We start from the raw sequence: 11,739 nt of genomic DNA on the forward strand, positions 1-11,739 counted from the left end.
AACTCGGGGGGCTTTTCATAATAACTGTAAACATCTATTTGCGAGCTTGCTATAGCAGTGACCGCAGTAGTGTTAACAACATTGATCACTAATGATCCCCCCAACCCCCCGCAAACTCGGGGGGCTTTTCATAATAACTGTAAACATCTATTTGCGAGCTTGCTATATATGATCCCCCCAACCCCCCTTACCAAGCAATGCTTTATAAACATCTTTCTTAACATAAAACTTGACAAAACCAGTAACTTGTCCAACAGGGCTTTTTCAGATTTTGTTTAATAAAATAATGTATAGCAATATACATTTAACTAGCAAATTAAGTAATTTTACTTAAAATTTCTCCCCATCTCCCTCTCTCCCCCATCAGTAAATTTTGGCAAAGGTGGAAGATGTTGGGTGTAGTGACCAAGGGCCCAACCTACAGGTTACTACCTTCTTACTCATTACTCATTACTTATTACTTCAAAACTCATCTAGCGGTGCGTTACGGGCTTCGCCCTAACACACCCTACTCATACTTTTGTATTTGCGTGCTTTGGTCTAAGTGCAAACCTTGCCCGTACATCATATTACTATAATCTAGGCGATCGCTAAATATTTACTGTAGCCATGTGTACTGTAATCTTAACAATATTTATATTTATATCAACAATACCTACAAACCACAGGGATAGATTTTTGACAACCAAATGATAAATTTGTTCTTTGAGTAGGGGCGCAAGGCTTGCGCCCCTATCTTTGGCTTGCGCCCCATACCCAGGCTTGCGCCCATCTCACAGGGGTAGGTTTTCTACAAAGAGCTTGAATTCAGTAAGCTTTTAGCATCCTCTGTAATTCTTCGGGCGTAATCAGTCCAGCCACCTTGTCCCCAGTAGCGAAAACAACTAGTTTGAGCTAATAAATTGTATAGTAGGGCCTGTTGATACTCAGATGTTTTACGAATATCGGGATCTTCTTTTACTAGAGAGTCGTATTTAAGATGAAATAAACTGCTTAACTCCTGCATCGGTCCTAAAACATTTTCGTAACCCTTGACCCAACTAATATCATTGGTCCAAGAAGCCCCATCCATCTGGAATTGATGATCATTTGTCTCTAGAAAAGCGATCGCCTCTTTTACTTTTTCTGAACTTGTCTCCTGTGGGTTTACTCGTTGCCATATTTTATGTTGATGGATAGCTTGACAAGTAGGATAATCTTCTTCTTTTACTCCCTTAGCAGTGATTAATTCTAAATATTCTGTCCCATTCACTCCTGTAACCCTTTCTCCACTGGTGGGTATTTCTCGCCAAACTCTCTCAAAATCTCGGGGAAATTCATTCATCATCACACCGCCATTTTCTCCATCGGCAATTTGTGTGACTAAACAGGGAACAGACACTTCACCAATAAGTTGGCGATCGCGTCCTTTTGCTTCAAAGTAGGGCTGCATTTGTCCTACTAGTTTAGTATCAGACCCTTGGGTTTTTATTAATGCTGTAATACTAATTGTTTCTCCTTGACTATTACGAGCTAGGAGACGATTGGGGAGATATTTATGATCATGATGGAGGGGGGTACCATCGAGGCGTTCCACACTATTTTCCTGTACTAATAACCAACGGTAACCAGATTCTTTTAAAGCTTTGATATATTCATAGAGGGTATCTGGATGATTGGGTAGGTGCATTTCTGGAGGTGAAAATCCCTTAACTCGACTTAAGGCTTCATAGCCAAAGATGGCGGCAAAGTGATGTTGCCAGGCTTGGATATGTAGTTTGAGGTCTGGTATCGGTGTTGATGGTACTACTGCATGACTCCACATAGTACCTAACCACTCTACGTAGGGTTGATATTGGCGATCGCAGGTAATCTTTTTGAGATTATTCAGCACATCTTCTCTACCCATTTGTTGTAATCCCCACAATAGGTTCCCCGAGTAATCTAACATGATTCTCGGTTGACGACCTTCATCCACTAATCGGGGAATAAACTCACCCATACGACCATAACACCAAGCAAAGGTACCAGCATTGTGATTATCTCCCTCCTGGGGATGTTCAAACATATACTGAAGATTATTAATTAGCGATCCATTATTTCCCGCAGGTATGGTGGGTTGGTGCATGTGTAAGGCACAAGCAAAGCCTGCTTTTAATTCTTCTACACTCAAACTAGTATTAGGTAAATATAAAGATTCAGATTGATTAACTACTTGATTAATTTCTGTTTCCCAACCACAAAAGTTAGGTAATCCTTGTTTCATTGGGTCTAGTTGAGGTAAAGATGTGAGTAGAGTGGTGTTGTTCATAGTATATAGATGTTTTTCTTGATTTTAACTAAACTTATATGTAGTATTTAAGATTAGTTTAGAAAGCAGGTTTTTTTCTGACTAACTCTATTTTTGGAATGTTTCAAGAAAAAAATTAAGAATTGTTAAAAGCTTCTGATTGAAATCAACTTTTTTTATTTTAAGTAAAAAAATTATGCTAATTGGTTCTACAAACTAAATTATGCTAAAAACAAGGTTTAAATGGATATAAGTGAGAGAGGGCAAGTAATTCAGATCTAGAAATCTCTCAAAAACTTAAATTCTTGCCCTGTCTCAGTTTTTGAAGATTCAGCATAGTTCACTCGGTAGAACCACACGAACTACTGCTATGATAATTAAAAAACCAGAAAAATTATTGTATAATTTAATACATATTTACCTTAAATTCCATAAAAAATCTTAAGATTGTTTATGGAATTTAAGCAATATATAAGAACTATAATAGATTGAAACGACAATATAAAATAATAGATACAACTATAATTAATATTACATAAAAGTTGGTCAAGCAAAAAGAACAGCTTCAACGCCTCTAACTAAAGGGCGAAGGAAGACAAAATGGGAAAGGGGAAAAAAATTGCTAAAAACTATATATCATTTATCTAAAATAACAGGTGAGATTTCCTATGCAGCAAAAGTTAAGGAAATTTTAGGTGAAAGTAAAGATGCCTTGAAGGATTGCCCCGATTCATGGTATAAATTGATCCATCGAGAGGATAAATATCGAGTTAATCAAGCTATAGAAAGTTCTACTCAACACAAAGCAATAGAAATTGAATATAGAGTCAAAAACCCCAAAGGCAAATGGCGTTGGGTATCTGAATCACTCAGAGAAATCACTCAAGACGAGAGTAAAAAAATAGTTTTAGGCTTAATCAGCAAAATTAGCAAGAAAAGGAAAAAATTAGTTAAACAAAAGTCAGAAAAAGATCCTTGGAAATCAGCAATAGCTGCAAGCGAAGACGGTATATGGGACTGGAATCTTGAAAGTAATTATGTATTTTATTCACCCAGATGGCAAGAAATTGTCGGTCACAGTCAAGGAGAAATAAAAGAGAATATTAACGAGTGGATTAACAGATTACACCCGGAAGATTGCCAAAGGGCGATCGCCAAACTGAGTAGCTATCTCAACAGAGAAATTATTAACTACGAAGATGAATACCGTCTAATCACCAAAGACAGTATTTATAAATGGATTTTAGCAGGTGGCCAAGGGATTTGGGACCAAAAGGGTAAAGCCATCAGATTTATCGGTACTCACAGAGATATTACTGATAGTAAACAAACAGAGATTCAAATCAGTAATTCAGAGAAAAATCTGCAACAAAAATACTGTCAGATGGAGTTATTGGCTAATTTGATAGACTCATTACAAATTTGTAATAAGACAAGTGAAGCTATTTCCCTGATAGAAACATCTTTAGCACAACTTTTACCGAACACTTGTGGAGCAATTTTTTTATTTAATAAATCTCAATCACCCCCAGAGATGATGACAAGTTGGGGAAACTTCAGATTTAGTAACAGGCTTTTAAATCTGAAGAATTGCCTGTGTTTACGTCGTCTATCTGAATCTTATCGAAATCAAGAGAAATGTTCAGCTATTGTTTGTAAACAGATATCATTAACTAACTTGGAATCAGCTTATTGCATTCCCATGATTGCTTTAGGGGAAATGATTGGAGTATTATCAGTAATTTTTCCTCAAACAGAGGAATTAACTGTAGAAAAAAAACAATACATCAAAAAATTAACCACAAGGCTTACCATAGCCATAGCCAATTTCAAAATGAGAGAGAAACTCATCAATGAATGTCTCAGTGATTCTTTAACAGGATTATATAATCGACGTTATTTAGAACAATCTCTAGTATCTCAATTAGCAGAAGCTAAATCTAAGCAACAACCCCTGGTGGTGATGATGATTGATGTTGATCATTTCAAGTATTATAACGATACCTTTGGTCATGAGGGAGGTGATATGATCCTCAAGAAATTAGGAGAATTTTTACGTCATAGTATCCGTAAAGAAGACATTGCCTGCCGCTATGGTGGAGAGGAGTTTACCCTAATTTTACCGGGTGTTTCTCTGGAGGTGGGTAAAAAAATGGGGGAGAGAATTCGTCTAGGAGTAAAAGAGGTAAGAGTGAATCAGGGTAAACAAGCTTTCTATGCTGTTAGTATTTCTATTGGTCTAGCCTGTTTCCCTGAAGATGGTCAAACTATATCTCAGTTAATACAAGGGGCAGATAAAGCTTTGTATCAAGCCAAACAAAGGGGAAGAAATTGTCTAGTGACAGTTTCATCACTCCCTAACTTTAGTTCTACTCCTTCAAGACGTAACCAACCCCTCTGACAGTGTAAATAAGTCTTTTTTTGCCTTTTTGCTCAATTTTGAGTCTTAAATAACGAATGTACACTTCAATAACGTTGGATTCTCCCTCAAAGTCATAACCCCAGACATTTTCTAAAATTTGCTCTCTACTCAATACTTCTTGAGGATGAGACATTAAATATTTGAGTAGCTCAAATTCTTTCATGGTTAAATCTATAGCTTCGCCGTCGCGAAATAATCTACGGGTTGCTAAATCTAAACTCAATTCAGCAAACTTGAGTTGCTCATCGGAATTAACGGCAGGATGTAGATAAATTTTGAGAATTTGTTGTAACTCTTTGATGTATATGGGTTTGAGGAGATAATCATCGGCACCTGATTCTAAACAGGCGATTCTCATGGTTAAGTTTGCTTGTCCTACTAAAATTAAAATAGGAAAACAATAGCTGAGATATCTAAGTTGACGAGACAAATCTAAAGCTTCTTGACCCATGAAGGTATAATCAAAGATAACCATCACAGGCTTTAAGACTTCTACTTGGGCTAAGGTTTGTTCTGCATCAGTCAGAGTAACCAAATTATATCCAGCATCAGTAAGAGTGTGTTTGGCTAAATTTCCAAAACCTAAATCAGTTTTGACTACTAAGACGTTTTGGGTGATAGTTGTGGAGGAAGAATACATAAACGGGATACCTAATCTATATATTTACTATATTATTTCGTTTATTTGTTGGTTTTGTTAACCTCATCTAAAGTCAGCTTATAGATGGAGACAGCACAAAACGATTTTGTTCAACAAGACGGCGATCGCCCTAATTAAACTACTATAAACTTACAATTGCCATTCAATAATTTTAACCAAATTACCCAAAAGACGGTGCCGCAACCAAGAGCGCTTTTTCCACTGACGTAGAGTGATTTGTTGGCTTTGAGTAAAACCCAACTCAAACAAATTTCTAACGGCGTTAACTAATTCTGGTTGAGTAGTCATTATATCTAATTCTTCATTGTGGTCAAAACTACGGGGATCAAAATTAGCACTCCCTGTGATTACCCAGCAGTCATCAATGAGCAACATTTTCCCATGAGTCATACTCGGCTGATACTCGTAAATTTCTATTCCTCCTGCCAGTAATTTACCATAATGTTCGTAGGAAGCATAGTAAACAGGTTTTTTATCAGTACGTTTACTAGTGGTGAAAATCTTCACATCTACGCCTCTTTTTTTAGCGGCTACTAGTAAATCTTGAGAGTTAAGATCCGGGAGAAAATAGGGACTAGCAAGCCAAATTCTCTGTTGAGCTGAAATGATGCTATTGTACTTTAAAGCTTTGATAGCAGAAAAGCTATATTGAGGATTAACTCCGGGAGTAACGAGTATAGGATACTGTTTTTCGGTAAAATTCAGAAAACTTTCGGGTTTAACAGCTTTCCAATCTTCTTTTTTACCGCTAGAAGTCCAGTGTTGAGAGAATATACCTTTGAGTTGAAGAATTACTTCCCCCTCTAATTGAAACTCTATATCTAACCAAGGTTGTTGATCATCGTCTTTTTCTGTGCCATCCCAGAGGTCGGAGATTCCAGCGCCACCAATCAGGGCAAATTTATTATCTACTAACAAAAGTTTACGGTGAGTACGTCCAGCATAATCCAAAGGTGCTTTCCATTGCCAAGAGTTAAAAGAAACTATGTCTACACCAACCTTACGCAAATCTTGCCAGTATTGTTCTGAAATATTTTTGGTACCATAACTATCAACTATCAATCTTATTTTTACTCCCTGTAAAGCTTTAGCGGCTAAAGCCTTAGCAAAGTCCCTAGCTCGTTTTCCCGGGGTCATAAAAAAAGTCTCGAAATCTATGCTTACTTGTGCCTGATTAATAGCGTCTATACGTGCTTTTTGAATCGAATCAATACTTGTCCAGACTTGAGTAATTCTGCCTTGGGTAACCAAGGAGTTAGTGATACTAGCTAAACATAGGTGGAAAGTTGGGTCTTGAGGATTTGGGGTAGAGTCAATATGATATTCTACGCGATCGCGAAAGGCTCCTTTGAAATAGAAACCAACTACCAAGATTAGTAATAAAATTACTATGATGGCCAATAACCACCACAGTATAGATAAAAACATGTTATTTACCTGTTATTTAATTGAAGACATTTGGGAGACCAAATCTAAGTTAAATTCTTGAGCAATTTGACTTAAAACTTTTTCTTCTTCTGGAGTTATTTCCCCATGAGATTGAGCAATTTTTATACATCTAGTTAATACTAGAGGAGCAAATTCTGGAGATAACTTTGCTAGTAAAGTATCTAGAGATTGAGGTTGTTTGAGATATATAGCCACAGTTTTTACTGAAGATGGAGAAATTTCTTCTAGGGTAGGTAAAATTTCTGTCCATTCTTTTTCTGGATAAGTTACTTTTACCATGTAAGCAATCACCTGATCTGCTATTTTTGACTGAGCGATCGCCACTTCCCAATCTTTCTGGTTTTCTGTTGCTAATTCTGTCAAGGCCACGTCTTCTTTTTTACTACCGTAATAGCGAGTAGCGGTTTGTCCCAATACATACAGTATCGCTGCGTTAGTAGAAGCCCCTATTACTGCACCAATTCCCGGAATAATTTCTACTATACTTAAGCCTGTTTTGAGTATATCTAGAGAGAAAGATAATCCCAAAATAGTTACTACTTCTCCTCTTCTTGCGGATGCTTCTAAATCTAAATTGTATGCTCCCGCGATTTCATAAACCATTTCTGCTTGCAATCGTGCTGTAGCCGTTAATTCTAACCCTATTAATATTATAGCTACGGGAGGTATTATATTGGTTATTAATCCCAAACGTGCTGCTTCCCAGGATTTATTGGTAATTAAATATTGAGCTATTTCTGCTTCAGTTGCTTCTGGGTAGCGCAGTTTAACTTTTTGAATATTTTTCTTGACTTTGTCTAGATTCACTTCTCCCAAGAAAGTCATCAACCAATCGAGTCCCAGGAAATTATTTATTGAGCGGACAAAAGAATTTGTGGCGATCGCCTCTAGGGTTTCTCCTGTTTGTACTGTGGTTTTTTCTAACAGCTTTTGCACTTCTTCTATAGTTTTTTGAGTTATGTTTTCTGGTATTTCTGCCATTTATTTTTACTCTTGATTAAACTTTACTTTACTTTTTTTAAATTTTATCATTTATTTTCTCTAACTTTGGGTTCATGGTGACAATTTTTGCTAATTAAAATATACAATAATAATTTTATTTTTTATATATCTTTAGTATGATTACTTGGCTTAGCTATTAGTTTTATAATCAAATAAAATAGTAAATAAATAAATAAAAGCTAAAAAATTTTTAAATATATCTTGAAAAGCAAAACCAATGGCCACAGAACTAAGACCAAGAGTTGCAATTAAATCGCCTAATCTTAACCCCGGAAAAGCAAGGACACAAGCTAGTAAACTACCACAAACCCAAGTAGTTACATAGACACTTTTTGATAATAATAATTGTAAAGATCTACTTTTTATTGTGCTTTTTGCTAAATTGTTAGCTAACCGCCTAGTAAATTTAGCAAGATAGTTAGTGATTATTAAAACAATTAAGCCGATTAAAATTGCCGGGATGAATAAAACAGTACTGCTGAGCAATTCTTTGAGAGTTTTAATAATAGTATCAGTTATTTGCTCGATCATAATTCTTCCTATGACTCTAGAATTGCTCGATTATCTTGGCTTTTATCTTTTCGCAATAATCCAAACAGCATGAACAATTCCGGGAATATATCCTAATACTGTTAAAATGATATTAATGAAGAATTGAGTAGTTAACCCAACCTGTAAAAATACTCCTAAAGGAGGGAGTAGAATTGCGAAAATTAATCTTAAAGGATCCATATCAGTTATTTACCATTTTGTTTTGATGTATAAAAATACTATAAACTAATTAACATCATGATAAATCTAGCTGGAGTTATATAAAAATATTTAACTGATTTCTTTAAAAAGCTGTAAACATTCTTCTGCTAAAATACCTCCGGTTACCTTAATTTTGACAGGGTGAAAATCATATTTAACTAATTCTGTACAAGGAATACTAAGTTGTTCTGTACCAATTGAAATTAATTGTTCAATTGAAGCTCCAAAAACAATGGCAGAAATTCCAATCCAAACACAAGCAGAGGCACACATACCACATGGTTCGCAGGTAGTGTAGAGTGTATAACCTTTTAAAAGATCTAAACTATACCCATTTTCTATACTAAAACTACGTAGAGCATTAATTTCTCCGTGAGCAGAAACATCATTATCCCTTTGGGCTGTATTGTATCCCCTAGACACAATCTCTTGGTCTTTGACGATAATGGCACCGTAGGGTAAGTCTCCTTTTTTTGCTTCTATGATTGCTTCTCTCATGAATTGTTCGTGATTCATATAATTAGTACACCTAAAAATAAATTTATGCAAATAATAGCATAATGGCTATCAAAACAATATTGAGTATTGTAATTCCCCCTTCCCTGTTTTTAAAAATTTTATTACCAATCAGTAATTAACTTATTACCAACGATAGAGTAATTAAATTACGATTTTTGTTGTAATAAGAAATAATAAGTAAAAAAAATAACAGGATTATTAATTATGGAAGAAGCTAAAGCAGAAGCTCAACCAATTTTAGAAGCAAAAGACAAAATAAAAGAGGTGATTCCTTCACCTCCTGCACAACAAACTCCAGTATCAAGTTCTATGGCTTTGAAAGAGCGTCTAGATTGGGGTGAACCAGCTCTAACTATTCTTGATGCTCGCGATCGCGAATCTTTCTTGGATGAGCATATCACTGGTGCCATGTTGTTGTCTGATTTTGAAAAAGTCCTTTTAGAAATGTCTTCAAGCCGTGATATTTATGTATACGGTGAAAACGAAGAACAGGTAGAAGCAGCGGCTAATCAGTTACGAGAAGCAGGATTTATGACCGTTTCTCAAATAGATGGTGGTTTAGCAGGCTGGAAAGCTATTTCTGGTTCCGTTGAAGGAAGAAATAGTGATGTAGCTTCCTATACACCTGATTGGGTTCCCCAAACGAACAAATAACTGCTAGTAAGGTTTCAAGGTTAACTGCAATAAATATAAATATAAATATTGCCTTCAGTTCCTTGAAACCAGCCATTAATTTTTTAATTAGTAATCATCAAAATAAATAATATGGAAAAACAACCAGAAAAATACGCTAAAACTCAGCCGATGAGCGATCCTAATAGTCCAGGAGATCATGACGTAGATAGATTAGGAGACAAAGCAGGTTTAGACGTATCCCCAGAAGAAGAACTAGGACTTAAAGATAAACTAGAAGAAAGAGATCAAGAACGCTTAAACTTAGATGGTTGAAGTCAACATCCCACCACTATAATCGGTACTCCGATTTAGTGGTGGGATGTTGACCTTCTAATAACATTTCAATCACTTCTCGTAAATTTGCTTGTAGTTCATCTAAGGTTTTGCCCGTGGAATGTGCTCCAGCAAAGTTAGGAACATAACCTACATAAAGATTTGTTTCTTTGTCTTTTTCAATAATGGCTGTAAATACTTTCATACTGTTACTCTATTGTTTGATAATAAGTGCAACGCCAAAGTCACAGCGAAGCTGACTGCTCACTTTATTTTCTTAACTATATCATATTCATTTTCTTGAACGATAATTGGCAAAATGTCAGAACTGAGAACAAGATTTTGTGATGACTGAACCTATTCGTTGCCCTCTTTTGGTCACCTGTGCTAGATTATAATATAAATACTAAAATTACTAAAATACCACTTAATTCTTGGGCAAAAAATATTCTCAATCTCAATCGTCTTTAATCATTAATAGCGTGCTTTTTGCCGCAGGCGCCGTCACAACTATGACAGGAAGTGTGATAGCGCCTGTTTTTCCAGAAATGGTTAAAGAGTTAAATTTAGATCCCCAGTGGGCAGGTATTTTGGTGAGTGTCCATAGTATCACGATTATGCTATCAATTCCTTTTTGGGGAATATTAGCAGATTCGATTGGTAAAACCAAAATTTTGATAGTATCTTTAGCGGGATTCTCATTTTTTGGCATCCTGGGGGCATTTCTTAACTCTTTTTTCCCTTTACTTGTTACCAGAAGTTGTTTAGGTGTAGCTAGTGCGGGAATTAGTGCCGCTTGTATTAGTATTTTGAGTGCAATTTATCAGGGAGAAGCCCGCTTAAAAATCCTTGGTTATGCTACAAGTGCCATGACCACTGCTACAATTTTTATGCCCATATTAGGTGGCTTGGTAGGGAGTTGGGAATGGCGATGGGCATTTTATCTTTATGGAATCGCTATTCCTGTAGCTATTTTGGCAGCATTGGTTTTACCCCATAAAAAAATAAATACTAATTCTCAACTAGATACAATTATCAATAATAAATTATTAGCCCAGTTAACGAGTGCTCCGATTATACGCTCACTCCTCACAATTATTTTAGCTTCGGCAATTCTCTACTGTTTGATTATTTATATTCCGGTTTATCTAGAACAGAAAATACAATCTGATGTTCAATTTAATGGCATGGTTTTAGCGGCAAGCGCGATCGCCATAGCAATTATGTCAGCTTCTGGGGCAAGTTGGACACATAAATTAATGGGTAATCAAAAAACTATTTTCTTGGGATTTGCCTTAATGGCGGTCTCCCTAACTTTCATACCAATGTTAATTAATCCTCAACTACTTTTATTGATAGCCTTTGTCTTTGGTTGTGGATTTGGTATTATTCTCCCCAACATATATAATGACTTAGCCGAATCTACCTCTGCTGAATTTCGTTCTACTATTATAGCCATTGGTACTGGTTGTAATTCCCTCGGACAATTTATTTGCCCACTCATTTTAGGATTTGTCTGGAAAAACTTTGATATAATTTATACTTTTTATCTCAGCGCTTTAGTAGCGGCGATTGTAGCTATTTATTGGTTAGTAGAAAAATATCTAATTTCTGAGTCTTGAAGTGCAAGAGCGGAGGGCGCAAGTATGAGCGCGAGAAGGGCGCAAGTATGAGCGCGAGAAGGGCGCAAGTATGAGCGCGAGAAGGGCGCAAGTA

At 36.1% G+C, this 11,739-nt stretch carries 12 protein-coding genes; 4 read left to right on the forward strand and 8 right to left on the reverse strand.

Annotated elements, in window-relative coordinates:
- Window positions 1–790: 790 nt before the first annotated feature.
- Window positions 791–2,290: a glycosyl hydrolase family 57 gene (locus tag MW688_RS15260; protein WP_486736869.1), complete on the reverse strand. Its 1,500-nt coding sequence runs from the start codon at window positions 2,288–2,290 to the stop codon at window positions 791–793.
- 598 nt (window positions 2,291–2,888) lie between these two features.
- Between MW688_RS15260 and MW688_RS15265 the strand changes: the two genes are divergently transcribed.
- Complete coding sequence (locus MW688_RS15265) at window positions 2,889–4,670, forward strand: sensor domain-containing diguanylate cyclase (protein WP_486736870.1); 1,782 nt, start codon at window positions 2,889–2,891, stop codon at window positions 4,668–4,670.
- Here the strand turns inward: MW688_RS15265 and MW688_RS15270 are convergent.
- From MW688_RS15270 to MW688_RS15295, 6 genes are all read right to left on the reverse strand, one after another.
- A complete protein-coding gene (locus MW688_RS15270) occupies window positions 4,639–5,331 on the reverse strand; it encodes a response regulator transcription factor (protein WP_486736871.1) in 693 nt (230 codons plus the stop codon). The two genes, MW688_RS15265 and MW688_RS15270, sit on opposite strands and share 32 nt — an antisense overlap.
- A gap of 150 nt (window positions 5,332–5,481) precedes the next feature.
- Complete coding sequence (locus tag MW688_RS15275) at window positions 5,482–6,780, reverse strand: phospholipase D-like domain-containing protein (protein ID WP_486736872.1); 1,299 nt, start codon at window positions 6,778–6,780, stop codon at window positions 5,482–5,484.
- A 12-nt stretch (window positions 6,781–6,792) separates the two neighbouring features.
- A complete protein-coding gene (locus tag MW688_RS15280) occupies window positions 6,793–7,782 on the reverse strand; it encodes a hypothetical protein (RefSeq protein WP_486736873.1) in 990 nt (329 codons plus the stop codon).
- A 150-nt stretch (window positions 7,783–7,932) separates the two neighbouring features.
- Complete coding sequence (locus MW688_RS15285) at window positions 7,933–8,334, reverse strand: mechanosensitive ion channel family protein (protein WP_486736874.1); 402 nt, start codon at window positions 8,332–8,334, stop codon at window positions 7,933–7,935.
- A gap of 42 nt (window positions 8,335–8,376) precedes the next feature.
- The gene (locus tag MW688_RS15290) at window positions 8,377–8,535 is read right to left on the reverse strand and encodes a YqaE/Pmp3 family membrane protein (protein WP_486736875.1); all 159 of its coding nucleotides are present in this window, start codon (window positions 8,533–8,535) and stop codon (window positions 8,377–8,379) included.
- 90 nt (window positions 8,536–8,625) lie between these two features.
- Entirely contained in the window at window positions 8,626–9,072 is a 447-nt protein-coding gene (locus MW688_RS15295) for a nucleoside deaminase (protein WP_486736876.1), read from the reverse strand.
- A 207-nt stretch (window positions 9,073–9,279) separates the two neighbouring features.
- On the opposite strand from MW688_RS15295, the gene MW688_RS15300 reads away from it, so the two are divergent.
- Together MW688_RS15300 and MW688_RS15305 are read left to right on the forward strand one after the other, a co-directional pair.
- Window positions 9,280–9,729 carry a rhodanese-like domain-containing protein gene (locus tag MW688_RS15300; protein WP_486736877.1) on the forward strand — a complete coding sequence of 150 codons (450 nt, stop codon included), beginning with the start codon at window positions 9,280–9,282 and terminating at the stop codon, window positions 9,727–9,729.
- Window positions 9,730–9,840: 111 nt separating this feature from the next.
- Window positions 9,841–10,023, forward strand: coding sequence for a hypothetical protein (locus MW688_RS15305; protein ID WP_486736878.1), 183 nt, complete (start codon window positions 9,841–9,843; stop codon window positions 10,021–10,023).
- Window positions 10,024–10,039: 16 nt separating this feature from the next.
- Here the strand turns inward: MW688_RS15305 and MW688_RS15310 are convergent, their stop codons facing one another.
- Window positions 10,040–10,228 (reverse strand): type II toxin-antitoxin system HicB family antitoxin, encoded by a 189-nt coding sequence (locus MW688_RS15310; RefSeq protein ID WP_486736879.1) that lies wholly within the window; start codon window positions 10,226–10,228, stop codon window positions 10,040–10,042.
- A 229-nt stretch (window positions 10,229–10,457) separates the two neighbouring features.
- Between MW688_RS15310 and MW688_RS15315 the strand changes: the two genes are divergently transcribed.
- A complete protein-coding gene (locus tag MW688_RS15315) occupies window positions 10,458–11,645 on the forward strand; it encodes an MFS transporter (RefSeq protein ID WP_486736880.1) in 1,188 nt (395 codons plus the stop codon).
- Window positions 11,646–11,739 lie beyond the last annotated feature (94 nt).

The organism is Johannesbaptistia floridana (assembly GCF_057440575.1).

What these genes read in the sequence shown, in the direction of transcription:
- MW688_RS15260 (WP_486736869.1), bottom strand. Translation starts at nt 2,290, where the DNA reads ATGAACAACACCACTCTACTCACATCTTTACCTCAACTAGACCCAATG.
- MW688_RS15270 (WP_486736871.1), bottom strand. Translation starts at nt 5,331, where the DNA reads ATGTATTCTTCCTCCACAACTATCACCCAAAACGTCTTAGTAGTCAAA.
- MW688_RS15275 (WP_486736872.1), bottom strand. Translation starts at nt 6,780, where the DNA reads ATGTTTTTATCTATACTGTGGTGGTTATTGGCCATCATAGTAATTTTA.
- MW688_RS15280 (WP_486736873.1), bottom strand. Translation starts at nt 7,782, where the DNA reads ATGGCAGAAATACCAGAAAACATAACTCAAAAAACTATAGAAGAAGTG.
- MW688_RS15285 (WP_486736874.1), bottom strand. Translation starts at nt 8,334, where the DNA reads ATGATCGAGCAAATAACTGATACTATTATTAAAACTCTCAAAGAATTG.
- MW688_RS15290 (WP_486736875.1), bottom strand. Translation starts at nt 8,535, where the DNA reads ATGGATCCTTTAAGATTAATTTTCGCAATTCTACTCCCTCCTTTAGGA.
- MW688_RS15295 (WP_486736876.1), bottom strand. Translation starts at nt 9,072, where the DNA reads ATGAATCACGAACAATTCATGAGAGAAGCAATCATAGAAGCAAAAAAA.
- MW688_RS15300 (WP_486736877.1), top strand. Translation starts at nt 9,280, where the DNA reads ATGGAAGAAGCTAAAGCAGAAGCTCAACCAATTTTAGAAGCAAAAGAC.
- MW688_RS15305 (WP_486736878.1), top strand. Translation starts at nt 9,841, where the DNA reads ATGGAAAAACAACCAGAAAAATACGCTAAAACTCAGCCGATGAGCGAT.
- MW688_RS15310 (WP_486736879.1), bottom strand. Translation starts at nt 10,228, where the DNA reads ATGAAAGTATTTACAGCCATTATTGAAAAAGACAAAGAAACAAATCTT.